Raw genomic sequence first — 18,947 nt, 5'->3', positions numbered from 1 at the left:
GCCACTATGCGACAGACGCCCAGAGATCCGGCATCCGCTCAGTCTCCGTCAGGGATCGCTTCCTGGACCCTCCTTCGAGGCCCGGCTTCGCCGGGCACCTCAGGATGATGGTCGAGCTTGCAGGAAAGGCCTTAGTGACCGATTGAGGTGGCGTCATTCGGAAAACAGAGGGCCAGCGTCCCGGGGCTTGGCCGGGACACCGCCCTCGCGCAGCCAATCACCGCTCCGTCGGGCCGATCCATTTCGCCACCGCAACCGGCTGGTAGGTCTCGTAACGATCGAGCAGCGAGACCGGGTCCTCGTCGACCACAAGCATGTCGCGATGCTCGGCCCGCACGAAGCCGGCCTCGACCGTGTGGTCGAGGAAGCCCTCGAGCTTGTCGTAAAACCCGGCGACGTCGAGCAGGCCGACCGGCTTGCGGTGGTAGCCGAGCTGGGCCCAGGTCCAGATCTCGAACAATTCCTCCAGCGTGCCGAGGCCGCCGGGCAGCGCGACGAAGCCGGTCGAGAGATCGGCCATCATCTGCTTGCGCTCGTGCATCGAGTTGACGATATGCAGCTGCGTCAGGCCCGGATGGGCGATTTCCTTGTCGCGCAGCGCCGTCGGGAGGACGCCGATCACCTCGCCGCCGGCCATCAGCGCCGCATCGGCGACCGCGCCCATCAGGCCGACCTTCGAGCCGCCATAGACGAGCGACGCGCCGCGCTCGGCAATGGCGCGTCCCAGCGCCACCGCCGCCTCGTGATAATCCGGCCGGAAGCCGGCGCTCGAACCGCAGAAAACGCAGATCTTCACGAACCGCTCTCCTCGGAAAGGGCGGCGAGGACGCGCGCCCAGGAGCGGATGCCGCCATGGAACGAGGAGAGATTGTACTTCTCGTTCGGCGAGTGGATGCGGTCGTTCTCCTGCGCGAAGCCGACCATCAGCGCGTCAAGGCCGAGCACGGTCTTGAAGTCGCCGGCGACGGGGATCGACCCGCCCGAGCCGACGACGACGCATTCATGGCCCCATTCGTCCGTCAGCGCCGCGCGCGTCTTGACCAGCGCCGGATTGTCGGCCGAGAGGCGGATGCCCGGCGAGCCGCCATGCTGGGTGAACTCGACGGTGCAATCGGCCGGCAGCTTCGACTGCACATAGGCGCGGAAAGCGGCGCGGATCTTGTCGGGATCCTGCTTGTCGACCAAGCGGAACGAAACCTTGGCGAAGGCCTGCGAGGCGATCACGGTCTTGAAGCCCTTGCCGGTATAGCCGCCGGAGATGCCGTTGACCTCGCAGGTCGGCCGCGCCCAGATCTTCTCCAGCACGCTGCGATCAACCTCGCCGGCCGGGACGCTCAGGCCGACTTCGCCGAGGAACTTGTCGGGATCGAAGCCGAGCGACTGCCATTGCTGGCGCGTGCTGTCCGGCACTTCGCCGACGCCGTCATAGAAGCCCGGCAGGGTGACGCGGCCGTTCTCGTCGCGCAGGCCATCGAGGATCGAGACGAGGACGTGGATCGGGTTGCGCGCGGCGCCGCCATACATGCCGGAATGCAGGTCGCGCGAGGCGGCGGTGATCGTGATCTCCTCGCCGACCAGGCCGCGCAGCATCGTCGTCACGGCCGGCGTCTGCGCGTCCCACATGTTCGTGTCACAGACGAAGGCGAAATCGGCCGCGAGCTCGTCCTTGTTGGCCTGCATGAACGGCACGAGATTGGCGCCGCCCGATTCCTCCTCGCCCTCCAGGATGACCGAGACCGGGATCGGCAGCTTGCCGGTGACCGCCTTCCAGGCGCGGAACGCCTCGATGAAGGTCATCAGCTGGCCCTTGTCGTCCGAGGTGCCGCGGGCGACGATCTGCTTGGTGCCGTCGGCGGCGGTGACGATCTTCGGCTCGAACGGCGCGGTGTCCCAGAGCTCGATCGGATCGACCGGCTGCACATCGTAATGGCCGTAGAACAGCGCGCGCGGCCCCTTGCCGCCGTCCTGATGGCCGACGACCATCGGATGGCCGGCGGTCGGGCGGGAGCTCGCGTCGAAGCCGATCGAGGCGAGATCGGCGGCGATCAGCTCGGCCGCCTCGCGGCAGGCGCCGGCATAGGCCGGATCGGTCGAAATGCTCTCGATGCGGACCAGCTTGAACAGCCGCGCGAGGCTGTTTTCGATATCGGCGTCGATATGGGCAAGAACGTCGGCGAGGCGATCGGACACGAGCGGGCTCCAGGGAGAGGCGTGCGAGGTACGCGCGATAAACGGTCCTGATACGCTTGCGGCCAGCAAAAGAAAAGGCAAGCGCTTGTTGACGGTGCAGCCACATTTCACCGCATTGCGCGCCCGCGTTGGAAAGCCCAACTTACAGATCGACGCCAGACGCCAAACCATTCCCCGCCGTCTCCCGACGGCCCCTTCCCCAGGATGTTCTGCATGAAGCTTTACTACGCTCCGGGCGCGTGCTCGCTTTCGCCCCATATCGCGCTCCGCGAAGCCGGCGTCCCCTTCACGATGGAAAAGGTCGACCTGCGCGCCAAGTCGACCGAGACCGGTTCGGACTTCAAGGCGATCAACCCCAAGGGCTATGTTCCCGCGCTGGAGCTCGACGACGGCCGCATCGTCACCGAGGGTCCGGTCATCGTCCAGATGATCGCCGACCTCGCCCCGGAGAAGCGCCTCGCCGCCCCGCTCGGCTCGACCGAGCGCTACCAGCTGATGGGCTGGCTTTCCTTCATCGCGACCGAGCTGCATAAGGGCTTCAGCCCGTTCTTCAATCCGGCCGTGAACGACGAAGCCAAGCAGAGCTTCACCGAGCGTCTGAAGCTGCGCCTCGGCTACCTGACCGACGCGCTCGGCGACAAGCCCTACCTGATGGGCGACGATTTCAGCGTCGCCGACGGCTATCTGTTCACCGTGCTGCGCTGGGCCCGGGCCTTCAAGTTCGACGTCGGCCCGAAGCTCGACGCCTATTTCGACCGCGTCGCGGCCCGTCCGGCCGTCCAGGCCGCGCTCGAGGCCGAGGGCCTCAAGACCGCCGCCTGATCGCGGCGGGACAACAATCCCAACGAAAAATCCCCGGAGTTTCGGCTCCGGGGATTTTTTGTGTCTGGGTTCGGTTCGGCGTTCAGCGCGGGCGGAGAATGCTGCCGAGCACACCGCGCACGATGGAGCGGCCAACCGAGCCGCCGATCGAGCCGGCGACGCTCTTGCCGATATTGGCAGCGACGTCACCCGCCACTTTGTTGGTGACGGTCCGCGTCACATCGCGTGCCACGCGCTGCGTCGCCGTGTAGCGCTCGCCGCGCTTCTTGTTGGTGCCGAGCAGCGAGCCGAGGATGGAGCCGACGTCGAAGCCGCCGGACGACGGCGCGGCGCCGGCCTCGCCATCAGCGGAAGCCGCCTCCGCCTGCTGGCGGCCGAGGATCTCGTAGGCCGACTCACGATCGACCGTCTTGTCATAGGCGATGCCGACCGGGCTGGTGGCGATGATCTGCGCGCGCTCGGCCGGCGTCACCGGCCCGATGCGCGAGGATGGCGGCCGGATGGAGGTGCGCGCGACGATGCCCGGCACGCCCTTCGGCTCCAGCGTCGACACCAGCGCCTCGCCGACGGCGAGCTGGGTGATGACGTCCATCGTCTTGAAGGCCGGATTGGGCCGGAACGTATCGGCCGCGACCTTGACCGCCTTCTGGTCGCGGGGCGTATAGGCGCGGAGCGCATGCTGGACGCGGTTGCCGAGCTGCGACAGCACGCTGTCCGGCACGTCGAGCGGGTTCTGGGTGACGAAATAGACGCCGACGCCCTTCGAACGGATCAGCTTGACCACCTGCTCGACCTTCTCGAGCAGCGCCTTCGGCGCCTCGTCGAACAGGAGATGCGCCTCGTCGAAGAAGAAGACCAAACGCGGCTTGGCCGGATCGCCGACTTCGGGCAGCACCTCGAACAGCTCCGACAGCAGCCAGAGCAGGAAGGTGGCGTAGAGGCGCGGCGAATTCATCAGCTTGTCGGCGGCCAGCACGTTGACCATGCCGCGACCGTCGATCGTGGTGCGCATCAGATCGGCGATATTGAGCGCCGGCTCGCCGAAGAAGGCGTCGCCGCCCTGGTTCTCCAGCACCAGCAGCTGGCGCTGGATCGCGCCGACCGACGCCTTGGTGACGTTGCCGTACTTCGCCTGGATGCGGTCCGCGTTCTCGGCCATGAAGCCGAGCATGGCGCGCAGGTCCTTGAGGTCGAGCAGCAGCAGCCCTTCCTCGTCGGCGACGCGGAAGGCGATGGTCAGAACGCCTTCCTGCGTGTCGTTCAAATTCATCAGCCGCGCGAGCAGCAGCGGCCCCATCTCGCTGACCGTGGTGCGGATCGGATGGCCCTGCTGGCCGAACAGGTCCCAGAAGATCGTCGGGCAGGCGCTGAACTTGTACTCGTCCTCGAAGCCGATCTCCTTCGCCCGCTTGACGAGGAAATCCTGCGGCGTGCCCGGCTCGGCGATGCCGGAGAGGTCGCCCTTGATGTCGGCGCAGAACACCGGGACGCCGGCGTCGGAGAAGCCCTGGGCCAGCACCTGCAGCGTCACCGTCTTGCCGGTGCCGGTGGCGCCGGTGACCAGTCCATGCCGGTTGGCGAGGCCGAGCAGGAGATATTCCGGCTTGTCGCTCGTCCCGAGATAGATCTTGTCCGCTTCCAGCATCGGCATCGACACATTCCCTTAGGCCATCGCCCCTCCGGTGATCGAAGGGCCTTGCGACCTTATAGGACCGAAATCCGGCGACGCAATCTTGCCGCTTCCGACGCCGCCGGACGAGACGACTTGCCTTAGCGGTACGTACAAGCGAACATCCCCCTCTAGACTTCAAACACTTGGGATTCGCTCAGGAGAGTTCGAGAATGTCTTACCCCATCAAGGATATCGAAGGCATCGGCGCTGTTTTCGCCGAGAAACTCACCGCCGTCGGCATCAAGACGACCGGCGCATTGCTGGAGCAGGCCAAGGATCCCAAGGGGCGCAAGGCAGTCGCCGAGAAATCCGGCATCGACGAACACAAGATCCTGAAATGGGCCAACATGGCCGACCTGATGCGGATCAAGGGCGTCGCCGAAGAATATTCCGAGCTGCTCGAGGCGGCCGGCGTCGACACGGTCAAGGAGCTGAAGACCCGCCGCGCCGACAACCTCACCGCCAAGATGACCGAGATCAACGCGGCCAAGAAACTGGTCCGCCAGCTACCGGCGGAAAAGCTGGTCGAGAGCTGGATCGAGCAGGCGAAGAACCTGCCGCCCGTGCTGACCTACTGACGCTTCCTTCACCTTTCCCAGACGAGGCTCTGCGCATCCCTGTCCAGCGGCCATGCGGCGCTCGACTTCCATCATCCTGAGGTGCCCGAGCGCAGCTCGGGCCTCGAAGGACGCACGGTCTCGGGGCAATCGATTGATGGCACGGCCGCTCAGCGTGCTTCGAGACGGCCCTGCGGGCCTCCTCAGCATGATGAGGGCGGTTTCTGCAAGGGTCTCTGGGCGAGAGTTGATGCGGCACGGGTCGCCGCCCCGGTGGGCGGGGCTACCTCCGGGACGGCGCCGTGCGCCGATCGCGGGAGCGATCGGGCGCGGAGGAATGGGCGATCCGTCAGGAGGCAAGAAGACGGCATCGCCCTCCAGCATCCGGGATACGCGCGCGGGTCGGCAAAAGTTTCAGCGCCGGACAGTTTTATTTCGTGAGCGGCGTCGAAAGGCGCTACCGGCAAAAAGAACCCGGCCTTTCGGCCGGGCTCAGGTCGGTCTCAACCCGGGGAGGCTACGGGAGGAGAACCGCGTTGACGACGTGAATGACGCCGTTCGACTGGTTGACGTCGGGAATGGTGATCTGGGCCTTGCCGCCGCCCTCACCCATGATCCAGATCTTCTTGCCGTCGACCTTGAACTTCAGCGTCTCGCCCTCGACGGTCTTGTATTCGGCCATGCCGTTCATCGTCTTCGCGGCGGCGCGGATGTCGGCGGCGGAAATCTTGCCGGGGACGACGTGATAGGTCAGGACGCTGGTCAGCTTGGCCTTGCTCTCGGGCTTCAGCAGCGTGTCGACCGTCCCCTTCGGCAATTTGGCAAAGGCTTCGTTGGTCGGCGCGAAGACCGTGAACGGTCCCTTGCCCGAAAGCGTATCGACCAGGCCGGCCGCCTTGACGGCGGTGACCAGCGTCGTGTGGTCCTTCGAATGGACGGCGTTCTCGACGATGTTCTTGGTGGGATACATCGCCGCGCCGCCAACCATGACGGTCTCCATCGACACCTTCATGGCGGTGTCGCCCTTCATCGCAGCCCCGGCCTTCATGGCGGTCTCGGCGAAGGCAGGCAGGGCCACCGTGGCGGCGCCACCGAAAACAAGAGTTGCAACCGCGGCGGCCCGGGTAATCTTGACAAGACGAGACATGAACTTCCTCCTGCGGCGGCGGAACAGGTCCGAACGCCGATCCAGATCCAATATCGGAAGTCACGTCCAGAACGATCGAAACAGATCTCACGCGACAGGCAAAGAGAAAGCCCTCACAGAAACGCATGCGATCCATGCGATACTGATCCAATCTTGCCTGGCGTTCCGATGATAAGCCCTGAAACGTACTTCCACTGACTTATACGAGCGCGGATGGAAACGGTTTCAGCCCACTGCCGAAAAAATCCCGCAACGGGATCACGGCCGATGGCCCGAGAGAAAATGTCGGTTGCGGAGAGCCGGCGCCAGGGCACGGGATTGCTTGCGCCGCCGGGAGGCCCGCCATAATCTCCCGCGCCGAGTGGAGTCGTCGATGAAAACAACCAATCCCGTCTATACCGGTCTGCCGACAACGATTTTCGAGGTCATGTCGCGGCTTGCCATCGAGCACGGCTCGATCAATCTCGGCCAGGGCTTTCCCGATGTCGACGGACCCGAGGACGTTCGCCGCCTCGCGGCCGAGGCGCTGATCGCCGGGCCGAACCAGTATCCGCCCATGATGGGCGTGCCGGCGCTCCGCCAGGCCGTCGCGGCCGCCAACAAGCGCTTCTACGATCTCGACATCGACTGGAAGTCGGAAGTGCTCATCACCTCCGGCGCCACCGAGGCGCTGTCCGACATCATCGCCGCCGTCATCGAGCCCGGCGACGAGATCGTCGTCATCGAACCGCTCTATGACTGCTACCTGCCGCTGATCCGCCGCGCCGGCGGCATCCCGAAGCTGGTGCGCGTGACGCCGCCGCTCTGGGAGCTCGACCGGGACGCGCTCGCCGCCGCCTTCACCGACAAGACCAAGGCGATCCTTCTCAACAATCCGATGAACCCGGCCGCCAAGGTGTTCACCCGCGACGAGCTCGCCTTCATCGCCGAGCTCTGCGTGCGCCACGACACCTATGCTATCTGCGACGAAGTCTACGAGCACATCGTCTTCGACGGCCGCGAGCACATCCCGCTGATGACGCTGCCCGGCATGCGCGAGCGCGCCATCCGCATCGGCTCGGCCGGCAAGACGTTTTCGCTCACCGGCTGGAAGGTCGGCTACGTCACCGCGACGCCGCGCCTGCTCGATCCCATCACCAAGGCGCACCAGTTCACCACCTTCACGACGCCGGCGGCGCTGCAGACCGCCGTCGCCTACGGCCTCGGCAAGGGCGACGACTATTATGCGTCGCTCGCCGGCGATCTCGCGCAGAAGCGCGACCGGCTCGCCACGGGCCTGGCCCGTCTCGGCTTCGGCGTCGCGCCCTGCGCCGGCACCTATTTCGTCACCGCCGACGTGGCGCCGCTCGGCCTTACCGGCACCGATGCCGAGATCTGCCAGCGCATCACGGTGGAGGCCGGCGTCACCGCCGTTCCCGTCTCGGCCTTCTATGACGGCGATGCGCCCGGAACCTTCGTGCGCTTCTGCTTCTCGAAGCGGGACGAGATCCTCGACAGCGCCCTGGAGCGGCTGGGCAACTGGATCAACCAGCGCGTGAAGGCGGTCGCCTAAGCGCCCGTCTTTACTTCACCGCCAGCAGGTCGCCGACATAGACGACCGGGCCGGTCGCCTGGCCCGTCGGCGAGCCGCCCTTCGGCTCGAGCGAGATGGCGAGCTTCTCGCCCGCCTTCAGCGACACGTTCATCGGCATCAGGTCGCTCTGCTGGTCGGCGACGCCCATCGAGACGGTCGGCCCCGTCTCCGGCACCTGCCAGAGCTCGAAGCTCTTGTCCGGCGGCGGCGCCTCGCCGACCCGGCGCAGCTTGATCATGCCGGTCTCGGTGTTGACCATGGCGACGAAGGCGGGCCGGCCGCCCTCCCCGTTCAGCACCGAGACATAGTTCATGCCGGCCATCGGCGGCGGCGGCAGCTCGCGCTCGCTGATGATGAAGATCGCCAGCCCCGCGGCGATGGCGCCGAAGCCGACCGCCGCAATCCGCAGCCGGCGGACCGTGCGTTCGAGCAGCAGCACGCGCGCATCGCCGCCGGTGGCGCGGATGCGACCGAGAATGCCGCTCCAGAGGCTCGCGGGCGGCGGCGTTTCGCCGGCGAGATCCGCGAGCGGCTGCAGGCGGCCGGCCCAGTCGCCGATCGCGGCACGGAGCGCGGGATCGCCGGCGCTCTCCGCCTCGACGGCGTCGCGCTCGGCCTTGTCGAGCGTGCCCAGGACATATTCGCCGGCCACGCCTTCGATTTCGTCTTTATCGGCCACCGAGGCACTCCTTCAGCGCGATCAGGCTGCGCCGCAATATCGTCTTCACCGTCGCCACCGGCTTGTCGAAGCGGCGCGACAGCTCTTCCCGGCTGTAACCGTAGCTATAGGCGAGCAGCACCATGCCGCGCCGGTCGGCATCGAGCCCTTCGAGACAGCGCCTGAGATGCGGCGCCGTCAGGCCGTCCGCCACCGCTCCCGGAGCCGGCAGCTTGTCCGCCAGTTCCTCATCGATGACGACCGCTGTCGCCGACACCCGCTCCGCCCCCTTGCGCACGGCATCGATCGCCGCATGGCGCGCGATCGTCGTCATCCACGTGATGGGGGACGCCAGGGCCGGATCGAAACGGTCGGCATGGTTCCAGATCCGGACCCACGCCTCCTGCAGCGCCTCTTCGGCCGCCGCCTCACTGATTGCGATACGCCGGACGATCGCGAAAAGTTTCGCGGAACTGCGCTCGTAGAGCGTCCGGAACGCCGTCTCGTCGCGCGCCGCCACGGCCCGCATCAGCCCGACCAGTTCCGCCTGCGGCGATGCTCCGGAGCCTCGATCTTCCAACTTCATTCTCCCCGGGGGCGTCTCGCGCGGTCGCGGGCCAGCTTAGGCGAAACGCTCGCGGCCCGCCATGGGGCGCGCGATCCGCCTTGCTTGGGCGCACGGCGACCGCTACATCCCGCGCATGGCTCCTCCTCTTCTTCTCCTCCAGGATATCCGCCTCACCTTCGGCGGACGCCCGCTCATCGAAAACGCGACGCTGTCGGTCTCGGCCGGCGAGCGGCTGTGCTTCGTCGGCCGCAACGGTTCCGGCAAGTCGACGCTCCTGAAGATCGCCGCCGGCACCGTCGAGGCCGATTCGGGCACGCGCTTCGTGCAGCCCGGCGCGACCTTGCGCTACCTGCCGCAGGAGCCGGATCTCTCCGCCTTCCCGACGGTGCGCGCCTATGTCGAGGCGGGCCTCGGGCCGGGCGACGATCCCTATCGCGCCACCATGCTGATGGAGGCGCTCGGCCTCACCGGCGAGGAGACGCCCGGCCAGCTCTCCGGCGGCGAGGCGCGCCGCGCGGCGCTCGCGCGCGCCATCGCGCCGGAACCGGACGTGCTGCTGCTCGACGAGCCGACCAACCATCTCGACCTGCCGGCGATCGAGTGGCTGGAAGAGACGCTGAAATCGATGCGCTCGGCGCTAGTGCTGATCAGCCACGACCGCCGCTTCCTCGAGCGCCTGTCCAAGGCAACGCTCTGGCTCGACCGCGGCACGACGCGCCGGCTCGAACAAGGCTTCTCCGCCTTCGAGGAATGGCGCGACAGCGTCCTGCACGAGGAAGAGAAGGAGCGCGAGCGCCTCGACCGCAAGATCAGCCAGGAGATTGACTGGGTGCGCTACGGCGTCACCGCCCGGCGCAAGCGCAACATGGGCCGCCTGCGCAAGCTGGAAGGCCTGCGCCAGGAGCGGCGCGACCAGCGCCGCGCCGTCGGCAGCGTCAAGCTGCTGGCAAGCGAGGGCGACGTCTCCGGCAAGGCTGTCGTCGAGGCGGCCGATGTCTCGAAGGCGTTCGGCGAGCGCACCATCGTCCGCGAATTCTCGACCCGCATCCTGCGCGGCGACCGCATCGGCCTGGTCGGCGCGAACGGCGCCGGCAAGACGACGCTGCTGAACCTCCTGACCGGCGTGCTCGCGCCCGACAGCGGCACGATCAAGCTCGGCACCAATCTGCAGATGGTGACGCTCGACCAGCGCCGTGAAAGCCTGGACGCGAACCTCCGCCTCGCCGATGCGCTGACCGAAGGGCGCGGCGACAACGTGATGGTCAACGGCCAGCCGCGCCACGTCATCGGCTATATGCGCGACTTCCTGTTCACGCCGGAACAGGCGCGCGCGCCGATCACGGCGCTCTCCGGCGGCGAGCGCGGCCGGCTGATGCTGGCGCGGGCGCTTGCCCGCCCGTCCAACCTGCTGGTGCTCGACGAGCCGACCAACGATCTCGACCTCGAGACGCTGGACCTGCTTGAAGAGCTGCTCGACGACTACGAGGGCACGATCCTTCTCGTCAGCCACGACCGCGACTTCCTCGACCGCGTCGCCACTTCGGTGATCGTGGCGGAAGGCGACGGCCGCTGGACCGACTATGCCGGCGGCTACACCGACATGCTGGCGCAGCGCGGCGCCGCCGCGCCTGCTCGCGCGGTCGCCAAGGGCGAGCCGCGCAAGGACGAGAAGAAGCCCGCCGCCGAGCGCGCAGCGCCGGCCAAGGGCAAGCTCTCGTTCAAGCAGAAGCACGCGCTGGAGACGCTGCCGGCGAAGATCGAGGCGCTGACCGCCGAAATCGCCAAGCTGGAAGCGACAATCGCCAAGCCCAACCTGTTCGCGAGCGACCGCAAGGCGTTCGACACGGCCAACACGCGCCTCGCCGCCGCGCAGAACGAGCGCGACGCGGCCGAGGAGGAATGGCTGACGCTCGAAATGCTGCGCGAGGAGCTGGCGGGGTAAGGCGAGCGCGACAACGCTGGCCGGCCGGAACTCCGCCTGAACCCTCCCCTTGAGGGAGGGTCAAAACCGCAAAGCGGTTTTGGGGAGGGGTTCTTTCCCCGAGATCGTCGACCGCCCGCCAACGAGGCTTGGCCCGTCGAAGCTACCCCTCCCCGAAAACGCCGAGGCGTTTTCGACCCTCCCTCAAGGGGAGGGTTCAAGCGGCGGTTCTTCGGCGAGAGAGCCTCTACTCCAGCCGCCGCACGCTCTCGCGCACCACGAGTTCGCAGGGCAGCCGGACCTTCGAGAGCGCCACCTTCTCGTTGCGCCCCGTCATGCGGCCGAGAAGGTCGTGGGCCGCGAGCCGGCCCAGTTCGGTGCGCGGCTGGCGCATCGTCGTCAGGGCCGGGTCGTAGTGGACGGCATATTCGATGTCGTCGAAGCCGACCACCGAAACGTCCGAAGGGATGCCGACGCCCTTGCTCTTCAGCGCGCGCATGAAGCCGAGCGCGATTTCGTCCGCCGCCGCGAACACCGCCGTCGGCTTTGCGGCCAGCTCGAAATAGCGCGCCGCCGCCCGGTCGCCCGAGGCGAAGTCGAAATTGCTGGCGCCGCGCCAGATCAGCGCCTCGTCCACCGGCAAACCCGCTTCTCGTATTGCATCGCAATAACCGCCGAGTCGCTCCTGCGCCTCGACCCCGCCGGCGGCGCCGGGGATGTGGGCGATCCGCCGGTGTCCCTGGCTGATCAGATAGCGGACGGCCGCCGCCGAGGCGTCGCGGTTGTCGACGTCGAAGAGCGAGACATGCTCGGTTCCCGGCATGTCCGCGAACATCAGCGATGTCGGCACCGTGTCCGGAACGGAGGCGAATTCCTCGTCGCGCGGCACATTGCCGGTGACCACCAGCACGCCGTCGACTTGGCCCGCCCGGATCACCCGCGCATAGTGGGTCTCGCGGCGGCGGCTCTCGCGGGTATAGCCGATCAGCACGCCGTAACCGGCCTCTGTGAACACTTCCTCGAGCGCGTTGAGCACGGGCGTGAAGAAGGAATTGCCGATCCCCGGCAACAGCACCAGCACCATCTTGGTCGATTTCGCCCGCAACGAGCGCGCCGCGGCGTTGGGGGTGTAGCCGGTCTCGCGGATGGCCGAGAACACCGCTTCGCGGGTCGCTTCGGCGACGCGTTCGGGCAGCGCCAGGGCCCGGCTCACGGTCGCCGTGGAAACCCCTGCCCTGCGCGCCACGTCCTGGATCGTGGCGGCGCGCGCCGGACCTTCGAGTTCGGGAGTTTCCGATTGTTGCGACATGAGTCCCTTCGATGCCGGACCTTTTTCTTTCGCACTGCAAAATAACTTTGCGTTGACAGCCGGCGCAGGGAGTATACGGTAGATGTAATCGATTACAAGAATACGGATATCGCAAGTCCGATGGATCGGTGACGAAACGTTCGTTGAGCAGACGCCTCGACGGGGCGTCTCATTTGGGAGGAAAAGCATGAAGCGCGTTACGCGAGTGCTCTTGGGCGCCGTCGCGATGGTTGGTTTGGCCGTGGGCGTCGCCCAGGCTGATCCGCAAAAGGCCGAAGTATTCCATTGGTGGACGTCGGGCGGTGAAGCCGCCGCCGTCAAGGAATTCGCCAAGGCCTTCAACGCCGCGGGCGGCGAATGGGTCGACACCGCCATCGGCGGTTCGGGCGCCACGGCTCGCCCGATCGGCATCAACCGCATCATAGGTGGCGATCCGCCGGCGGCCATGCAGTTCAACACCGGCAAGCAGATCGACGAACTGGTCGCCCAGGGCCTGATCCGCAACCTCGACGACATCGCCGAGAAGGAAGGCTGGAAGGCCGCCCTGCCGCCGGCGTTCTACGACGCGGTCACCCGCGACGGCCACGTCATCGCCGTGCCGATCAACAATCACGGCCAGAACTGGGTCTGGTACAGCAAGCCGGCGCTCGAGAAGGTCGGTGCGGCCGAGCCCACCACCTGGGACGAGTTCTTCGCCGTCGGCGACAAGCTGAAGGCGGCGGGCATCATCCCGGTCGCGGTCGGCGGCCAGCCCTGGCAGCTCAACCTGATGCTGAACGCCATCCTGCTCAGCGAGGGCGGCAAGGATCTCTACCTCAAGGTCTACAAGGACCTCGATCCGGAAGCGGTCAAGTCGCCGGAATTCAAGAAGGTCGCGGAGATCTTCGGCAAGATCCGCGATTACTCGGACCCGGGCAATCCGAACCGCGACTGGAACGTCGCGACCGGCATGGTGATCACGGGCAAGGCCGGCTTCCAGTTCATGGGTGACTGGGCCAAGGGCGAGTTCGTGCTGGCCGACCAGGTCGCCGGCAAGGACTTCGGCTGTATCCTCGGGCCGGGCCAGAAGAATTTCATCATGGGCGGCGACGTCTTCATCTTCCCGAAGCTGAAGGATGAAGCCGGCACCAAGGCGCAGGATCTTCTCGCCACCACCTTCATGTCGAAGGACGCGCAGGTCGCGTTCAACGCCAAGAAGGGCTCCGTCCCGGTCCGCCTCGACGTCGACAACTCCAAGCTGGACGCCTGCGCCCAGATCGGCGTCCAGGTCCTGCAGGATCCGGACAAGCAGATCCCGGCAGCCGACATCCTGGCCTCGGCCGACGTCGTGCAGAGCCTGACGGACGTCGTGGCCGAATACTGGGCCAATCCCTCGATGACGGCCGATGCCTTTGTCGAGAAGTGGAACACGGCCGTCGAGCAGGCGAAGTAACGCCCTCGACCATGACAATCCGGCGGCGCGGCGTCCCCTCCGCTCGCGTCGCCGGATTGGCCCTCTACACGTACAGTCTGAGCCAGAGAGGTCGGGAAGCGTGAAGCCTCGCCGCCGGAAGAATGTCGCCAGCTATGTGGCGCTGATACCCGCCTTCATCATCGTCGTCTTCGCCTATCTCGGGACGATGCTGTGGACCGTGCAGATCTCCTTCACGGATTCGAGGCTTCTGCCCTCGATGAACTTCATCGGCATCCGCCAGTACGAGCGCCTGTTCGCGACGCCACGCTGGATCATCTCGCTGGAGAACATGGTCATCTTCGGCGTGGGGCTGATCTTCGTCTGCCTCATCCTCGGCTTCCTGATGGCGGCAGCGCTCGACCAGAAGATCCGCTTCGAGAACACCTTCCGGACGATCTTTCTCTACCCCTACGCCATGTCGTTCATCGTCACCGGCCTTGCCTGGCAGTGGATCCTCAATCCGACGCTCGGCGTGCAGCAATATGTGCGCAATCTGGGCTGGACCGACTTCCGCTTCGACTGGATCATCCAGAACGACAAGGCGATCTATGTCGTCATCATCGCCGGTGTCTGGCAAGCCTCCGGCCTCGTCATGGCGCTGATGCTGGCGGGCCTCCGGGGCATAGACCAGGAGCTCTGGAAGGCTTCCCGCGTCGATGGCATCCCGGCCTGGCGCGTCTATCTCAACATCGTCGTGCCGATGCTGCGGCCGACCATCATCACCTCCGTCGTGCTGCTCTCGCTCGCCGTGGTGCGCGTCTACGACCTCGTCATCGCGCTGACCGGCGGCGGCCCCGGCATCGCCTCGGAAGTCCCGGCCAAGTTCATCCTCGACTATTTGTTCGGGCGTTCGAACATCGGCCTCGCGACCGCCGCCTCCTCGGTGCTGCTGGTCATCGTCCTCGTGATCATCACGCCGTGGCTCTACTACGAGTACTTCCGGCCCGAACGCGCCAAGGGAGCCAAGTGATGCTGCAGGCAACCTCCACCCCTGCCACGGCGGCGGCGCTCAGCGGCCCCTCCGGCCCGCGCCCCCGCTCGGTCACCGCCGGCCGCATCGGGCTTTACGCCTTCCTCGTCTTCGCGGCTCTCTTCTTCCTGCTGCCGATGTACGTGATGCTCGTCACCTCGCTGAAGACGATGGGCGAGATCCGCATGGGCAACATCTTCTCGCTGCCCTCGGAGGCGACGATCGAGCCCTGGATCCAGGCCTGGAACTCCGCCTGCACGGGCCTGAACTGCGGTGGCATCAAGGTCGGCTTCTGGAATTCGGTCCGCATCCTGATCCCGAGCGTCATCCTGTCGATCTTCATCGGCGCGCTGACCGGCTACGCGCTGTCGCTCTGGCGCGTGAAGGGTGCGAACCTGCTCTTCGCCATCCTGCTGCTCGGCGCGTTCCTGCCCTACCAGGTCTTCATCTATCCGCTGGTGCGCATCTACTCGACGATCGGCATCTACGGCACGATGACGGGCATCGTCGTCACCCACACCATCTTCGGCCTGCCGCTGATGACGCTTTTGTTCCGAAACTACTATTCGAGCCTGCCGATCGAGCTGTTCAAGGCGGCGCGCGTCGACGGCGGCGGCTTCTTCCAGATCTTCTTCCGCCTGATGCTGCCGATGTCGACGCCGATCGTCATCGTCGCCTGCATCCTGCAGGTCACCGGCATCTGGAACGACTTCCTGTTCGGCGTGATCTTCGCCGGCCGCGAGAACCTGCCGATGACGGTGCAGCTGAACAACATCGTCAACTCGACCCAGGGCGAGAAGCTCTACAACGTGAACATGGCGGCGACGATCCTGACCGCCCTCGTTCCGCTCGTCGTCTATTTCATATCAGGACGCTGGTTCGTGCGCGGTATCGCCGCCGGCGCCGTGAAGGGATAAGCCATGGCCACAGTCTCCATCCGTGACCTCGAGATCGAGTTCGGCAACCTGAAGGTCCTGAAGAATCTCGACCTCGAGATCGAACAGGGCGAGTTCATCGTCCTGCTCGGCCCCTCCGGCTGCGGCAAGTCCACGCTCCTGAACGCCGTCGCCGGTCTCCTCGACATCTCGGCCGGCCAGATCTGGATCGGCGGCAAGAACGTCACTTGGGAAGAGCCGAAGGACCGCGGCATCGGCATGGTGTTCCAGTCCTACGCGCTCTATCCGCGCATGACGGTCACCGGCAACCTCTCCTTCGGCCTGAAGATGGCGAAGACGCCGCAGGCCGAGATCGACAAGCGGGTCGCCCGCGCCGCCGAGATCCTGCAGATCCAGCCGCTCTTGAACCGCCGGCCGGCCGAGCTCTCCGGCGGCCAGCGCCAGCGCGTCGCCATCGGCCGGGCGCTGGTCCGCGACGTCGACGTCTTCCTGTTCGACGAGCCGCTCTCCAATCTCGACGCCAAGCTGCGCACGGAGCTGCGCGTCGAGCTGAAGCGCCTGCACCAGGGCCTCGGCTCGACCATGATCTACGTCACCCACGACCAGATCGAGGCGCTGACGCTCGCCGATCGCATCGCGGTGATGAATGGCGGCGTCATCCAGCAGCTCGCCTCGCCCAAGGAGATCTATCGCCGTCCGCTCAACCGCTTCGTCGCCGGCTTCGTCGGCTCGCCCTCGATGAACTTCATTGACGGCACGCTGGCAATCGAGGAAGGCCGCGCCGCGTTCAAGCTGAAGGACGGGCGCGTGGTCGACCTGACCGGATACGAGTTCGAGCAGCCGCCCGAGCATGGCCGCCCGGCGACGCTCGGCATCCGCCCCGAGCAGATCGACCTCGAGAAGCGCGAGGCCGAATCCGCCGCCATTCCCGTCAACCTGACGCTGATGGAACCGATGGGCGCCGACAGCCTCGTCTGGGGCGACGTCGCCGGCTCGCAATTCTCCGTCCGCATCGACGGCGACGCGCATGTCGACACGCCGTCCTCGGTTGACGCCTGGTTCCAGCCCGCGCAGGCTTCGGTCTTCGATCTCGCGACCGGCAGCCGCCTCTAGAGCGTTTTCAAGCGAAGTGGATTCCGGTTCGCGTGAAGAAAACGCGATCTAACAAAGAGTTCTCCCCTTCCCCCTCGGGCCCACTCTCGGGCCCTTTCTTTCCGAACTGACGCAGGAAGACATCCCCATGTCGCAGCATACGATCTCGTTCCAGCTCTACTCCGCCCGCAATTTCCCGCCGCTGGAGACGGTCCTCGAAGGTGTCGCCAAGATCGGCTACGACGCGGTCGAACCCTATTACCCGCTTTATGGCGAGGACCCGGCCGGCTACCGCCGGAAGGTCGACGCCGTCGGCCTGGTGACGCCGACCTTCCATGCGCCGATCGAGGGCGTCACGGGCGAGACCGAGCGCTTCATCGACATCGCCAAGACGATCGGCGCCGAGACCATCGTCATCCCCTATCTCGTCGCCGAGCAGCGCCCGACCGACGTCGACGGCTGGAAGAAGCTGCACGAGACGATCGCCAAGGCGGCGGAGAAGGCGAAGGCCGCCGGCCTCGGCCTCGGCTACCACAACCATGACTTCGAATATGTCACGCTCGCCGACGGCTCGCGCCCGATCGACCACCTGATCGGCAACGGCGTCTCGGCCGAGCTCGACATCGGCTGGGTCGCCCGCGCCGGCAAGGACGCGGCGGCCGAGATCGACAAGCTCGCCGGCGAGACGATCGCCTTCCACATCAAGGACCTCGCCCCGGCCGGCACGGCCGAGGAAGACGGCTGGGCCGATGTCGGCCATGGCGTCGTCGACTGGAAGTCGCTCTGGTCGCATATCCAGAAGGCGCCGAAGGCGCACGTGCTGGTGGCCGAGCATGACAATCCCGCCGACTGGAAGCGGTTCGCCGAGCGTTCCTTCGCCTCGATCAAGGCCCTGGTTTCCTGAAAGGCGACCGTTCCATGTCCAAGATCCACCAGATCGGCCTGATCGGCGCCGGCAATATCTCGGAAGCCTATCTGAAGCTCGCGCCGCTCTTCCCGGGCACGAAGATCGTGGCGGTCGCCGACCTCTCGGCCGAGGCGGCCAAGGCGCGCGCCGGCCAGTTCGGCGTCCGCGCGCTCACCGTCGACGAGCTCCTCAAGGACTCCGAGATCGACACGGTCATCAACCTGACCATCCCCTCGGCCCATTACGAGGTGTCGAACGCCATCCTTTCGGCCGGCAAGCACGCCTATTCGGAGAAGCCGTTCGCGCTCTCCGTCGAGGACGGCAAGAAGCTGGTCGCCGAGGCCGACGCGCGCGGCCTCAAGCTCGGCAGCGCGCCGGACACCTTCCTCGGCGGCGGCGGCCAGACGGCCCGCAAGCTGATCGACGACGGCAAGATCGGCCGCGTCATCGCCGGCACCATGCATGTGATCAGCCGCGGCATGGAGATGTGGCACCCCAATCCCGGCTTCTTCTTCCAGCCGGGCGGCGGCCCGATCCTCGATCTCGGCCCCTACTACATCGCAGCCCTGGTCAATCTGCTCGGTCCGATCAAGGCGGTCACGGCCGTCGCGAGCAAGGGCTTTGAAGAGCGCCTGGTGACGGCGGAGGGTCCGCTCAAGGGCAAGACCGTGCCGGTCGGCACGCCGACGACGATCAACGCCATCCTGAACTTCGCCTCCGGCGCTCAGGTGACGCTGACCGCCAGCTGGGACGTCTGGAAGCACGGCCACGTCAACCCGATCGAGCTCTACGGCTCGGACGGCACGATGCTGGTGCCCGACCCGAACTTCTTCGGCGGCAAGATCCGCTACTCGAAGGAAGGCGGCGACTATATCGAGGTCGACACCTCGGACGCGCCGTTCGGCAAGTCCAACTGGCAGGACGGCAAGCACGCCAACTACCGCATGCTCGGCGTCGCCGACCTGCTCGACGCGGCGGATCATGGCCGCGAGCCGCGCTGCTCGGGCCGCGTCGCCCTGCACGCGCTCGACGTCATGGTGTCGATCCTGCAGGCGGCGGCCGAGAGCCGCGTGATCACGCTCTCGACCACGACCGAACGCCCGGCCCCGCTGACGGCGGCCGACGCGGAGCGCCTGACCGCGCCCCGCTGAGCACAGCGCAAACGACGCAACCAAACAGAAAGGGCCGCGACATGTCGCGGCCCTTTTTCCA

General features: G+C 66.5%; 17 protein-coding genes. 10 read left to right on the top strand and 7 right to left on the bottom strand.

Annotation, left to right across the window (positions count from 1 at the left end):
• Positions 1 to 217 precede the first annotated feature (217 nt).
• Together K32_RS06755 and K32_RS06750 are read right to left on the bottom strand one after the other, a co-directional pair.
• A complete protein-coding gene (locus tag K32_RS06755; RefSeq protein ID WP_201403280.1) occupies positions 218 to 796 on the bottom strand; it encodes a TIGR00730 family Rossman fold protein in 579 nt (192 codons plus the stop codon).
• Positions 793 to 2,190: a M20/M25/M40 family metallo-hydrolase gene (locus K32_RS06750; protein ID WP_201403279.1), complete on the bottom strand. Its 1,398-nt coding sequence runs from the start codon at positions 2,188 to 2,190 to the stop codon at positions 793 to 795. Before K32_RS06750 ends, K32_RS06755 begins: the two co-directional genes overlap by 4 nt.
• A 213-nt stretch (positions 2,191 to 2,403) precedes the next feature.
• Between K32_RS06750 and gstA the strand changes: the two genes are divergently transcribed.
• On the top strand, positions 2,404 to 3,012 hold the full coding sequence (gstA, locus tag K32_RS06745) for a glutathione transferase GstA (protein ID WP_201403278.1): 609 nt from the start codon (positions 2,404 to 2,406) through the stop codon (positions 3,010 to 3,012).
• Positions 3,013 to 3,094: 82 nt separating this feature from the next.
• Here gstA and K32_RS06740 read toward each other — a convergent pair whose 3' ends face one another.
• Positions 3,095 to 4,657, bottom strand: a complete 1,563-nt coding sequence (locus K32_RS06740; protein ID WP_201404389.1) for a helicase HerA-like C-terminal domain-containing protein — start codon at positions 4,655 to 4,657, stop codon at positions 3,095 to 3,097.
• 197 nt (positions 4,658 to 4,854) lie between these two features.
• Between K32_RS06740 and K32_RS06735 the strand changes: the two genes are divergently transcribed.
• The gene (locus tag K32_RS06735) at positions 4,855 to 5,262 is read left to right on the top strand and encodes a DUF4332 domain-containing protein (RefSeq protein WP_201403277.1); all 408 of its coding nucleotides are present in this window, start codon (positions 4,855 to 4,857) and stop codon (positions 5,260 to 5,262) included.
• Positions 5,263 to 5,758: 496 nt separating this feature from the next.
• Here K32_RS06735 and K32_RS06730 read toward each other — a convergent pair whose 3' ends face one another.
• A complete protein-coding gene (locus K32_RS06730) occupies positions 5,759 to 6,388 on the bottom strand; it encodes a fasciclin domain-containing protein (protein WP_201403276.1) in 630 nt (209 codons plus the stop codon).
• 373 nt (positions 6,389 to 6,761) lie between these two features.
• Here K32_RS06730 and K32_RS06725 point away from each other — a divergent pair, with 373 nt between their 5' ends.
• Positions 6,762 to 7,940: an aminotransferase gene (locus K32_RS06725; protein ID WP_201403275.1), complete on the top strand. Its 1,179-nt coding sequence runs from the start codon at positions 6,762 to 6,764 to the stop codon at positions 7,938 to 7,940.
• Positions 7,941 to 7,950: 10 nt separating this feature from the next.
• Here the strand turns inward: K32_RS06725 and K32_RS06720 are convergent, their stop codons facing one another.
• A complete protein-coding gene (locus K32_RS06720; protein ID WP_201403274.1) occupies positions 7,951 to 8,640 on the bottom strand; it encodes an anti-sigma factor domain-containing protein in 690 nt (229 codons plus the stop codon).
• Positions 8,630 to 9,148: a sigma-70 family RNA polymerase sigma factor gene (locus K32_RS06715; protein ID WP_244669881.1), complete on the bottom strand. Its 519-nt coding sequence runs from the start codon at positions 9,146 to 9,148 to the stop codon at positions 8,630 to 8,632. The genes K32_RS06720 and K32_RS06715 overlap by 11 nt, the downstream gene beginning before the upstream one ends.
• 172 nt (positions 9,149 to 9,320) lie before the next feature.
• Between K32_RS06715 and K32_RS06710 the strand changes: the two genes are divergently transcribed.
• Complete coding sequence (locus K32_RS06710) at positions 9,321 to 11,129, top strand: ABC-F family ATP-binding cassette domain-containing protein (RefSeq protein ID WP_201403272.1); 1,809 nt, start codon at positions 9,321 to 9,323, stop codon at positions 11,127 to 11,129.
• A gap of 226 nt (positions 11,130 to 11,355) precedes the next feature.
• Here K32_RS06710 and K32_RS06705 read toward each other — a convergent pair whose 3' ends face one another.
• On the bottom strand, positions 11,356 to 12,417 hold the full coding sequence (locus tag K32_RS06705) for a LacI family DNA-binding transcriptional regulator (RefSeq protein WP_201403271.1): 1,062 nt from the start codon (positions 12,415 to 12,417) through the stop codon (positions 11,356 to 11,358).
• A 187-nt stretch (positions 12,418 to 12,604) separates the two neighbouring features.
• Here K32_RS06705 and K32_RS06700 point away from each other — a divergent pair, with 187 nt between their 5' ends.
• From K32_RS06700 to K32_RS06675, 6 genes are all read left to right on the top strand, one after another.
• The gene (locus K32_RS06700) at positions 12,605 to 13,849 is read left to right on the top strand and encodes an ABC transporter substrate-binding protein (RefSeq protein ID WP_244669880.1); all 1,245 of its coding nucleotides are present in this window, start codon (positions 12,605 to 12,607) and stop codon (positions 13,847 to 13,849) included.
• Between the two features lie 100 nt (positions 13,850 to 13,949).
• Positions 13,950 to 14,840 carry a carbohydrate ABC transporter permease gene (locus tag K32_RS06695; RefSeq protein WP_201403270.1) on the top strand — a complete coding sequence of 297 codons (891 nt, stop codon included), beginning with the start codon at positions 13,950 to 13,952 and terminating at the stop codon, positions 14,838 to 14,840.
• Positions 14,840 to 15,757 (top strand): carbohydrate ABC transporter permease, encoded by a 918-nt coding sequence (locus K32_RS06690; RefSeq protein WP_201403269.1) that lies wholly within the window; start codon positions 14,840 to 14,842, stop codon positions 15,755 to 15,757. The genes K32_RS06695 and K32_RS06690 overlap by 1 nt, the downstream gene beginning before the upstream one ends.
• A gap of 3 nt (positions 15,758 to 15,760) precedes the next feature.
• The gene (locus K32_RS06685) at positions 15,761 to 16,849 is read left to right on the top strand and encodes an ABC transporter ATP-binding protein (protein WP_201403268.1); all 1,089 of its coding nucleotides are present in this window, start codon (positions 15,761 to 15,763) and stop codon (positions 16,847 to 16,849) included.
• Between the two features lie 127 nt (positions 16,850 to 16,976).
• A complete protein-coding gene (locus K32_RS06680; RefSeq protein WP_201403267.1) occupies positions 16,977 to 17,732 on the top strand; it encodes a sugar phosphate isomerase/epimerase in 756 nt (251 codons plus the stop codon).
• 14 nt (positions 17,733 to 17,746) lie between these two features.
• A complete protein-coding gene (locus tag K32_RS06675) occupies positions 17,747 to 18,886 on the top strand; it encodes a Gfo/Idh/MocA family protein (RefSeq protein ID WP_201403266.1) in 1,140 nt (379 codons plus the stop codon).
• The last annotated feature ends 61 nt before the right edge of the window (positions 18,887 to 18,947 follow it).

The sequence above is a fragment of the Kaistia sp. 32K genome, assembly GCF_016629525.1.
Lineage (GTDB): Bacteria > Pseudomonadota > Alphaproteobacteria > Rhizobiales > Kaistiaceae > Kaistia.
The sequence above is the reverse complement of the archived record's forward strand: the minus strand, read 5'-3'. Positions and strand labels throughout refer to the sequence as shown.

Bases quoted from the DNA above. Each gene is read 5' to 3' on its own strand.
- K32_RS06735 (WP_201403277.1), top strand. From the start codon at position 4,855: ATGTCTTACCCCATCAAGGATATCGAAGGCATCGGCGCTGTTTTCGCC.
- K32_RS06700 (WP_244669880.1), top strand. From the start codon at position 12,605: ATGAAGCGCGTTACGCGAGTGCTCTTGGGCGCCGTCGCGATGGTTGGT.
- K32_RS06675 (WP_201403266.1), top strand. From the start codon at position 17,747: ATGTCCAAGATCCACCAGATCGGCCTGATCGGCGCCGGCAATATCTCG.
- gstA (WP_201403278.1), top strand. From the start codon at position 2,404: ATGAAGCTTTACTACGCTCCGGGCGCGTGCTCGCTTTCGCCCCATATC.
- K32_RS06710 (WP_201403272.1), top strand. From the start codon at position 9,321: ATGGCTCCTCCTCTTCTTCTCCTCCAGGATATCCGCCTCACCTTCGGC.
- K32_RS06680 (WP_201403267.1), top strand. From the start codon at position 16,977: ATGTCGCAGCATACGATCTCGTTCCAGCTCTACTCCGCCCGCAATTTC.
- K32_RS06730 (WP_201403276.1), bottom strand. From the start codon at position 6,388: ATGTCTCGTCTTGTCAAGATTACCCGGGCCGCCGCGGTTGCAACTCTT.
- K32_RS06705 (WP_201403271.1), bottom strand. From the start codon at position 12,417: ATGTCGCAACAATCGGAAACTCCCGAACTCGAAGGTCCGGCGCGCGCC.
- K32_RS06740 (WP_201404389.1), bottom strand. From the start codon at position 4,657: ATGCTGGAAGCGGACAAGATCTATCTCGGGACGAGCGACAAGCCGGAA.
- K32_RS06690 (WP_201403269.1), top strand. From the start codon at position 14,840: ATGCTGCAGGCAACCTCCACCCCTGCCACGGCGGCGGCGCTCAGCGGC.
- K32_RS06685 (WP_201403268.1), top strand. From the start codon at position 15,761: ATGGCCACAGTCTCCATCCGTGACCTCGAGATCGAGTTCGGCAACCTG.
- K32_RS06725 (WP_201403275.1), top strand. From the start codon at position 6,762: ATGAAAACAACCAATCCCGTCTATACCGGTCTGCCGACAACGATTTTC.
- K32_RS06715 (WP_244669881.1), bottom strand. From the start codon at position 9,148: ATGCGGGCCGTGGCGGCGCGCGACGAGACGGCGTTCCGGACGCTCTAC.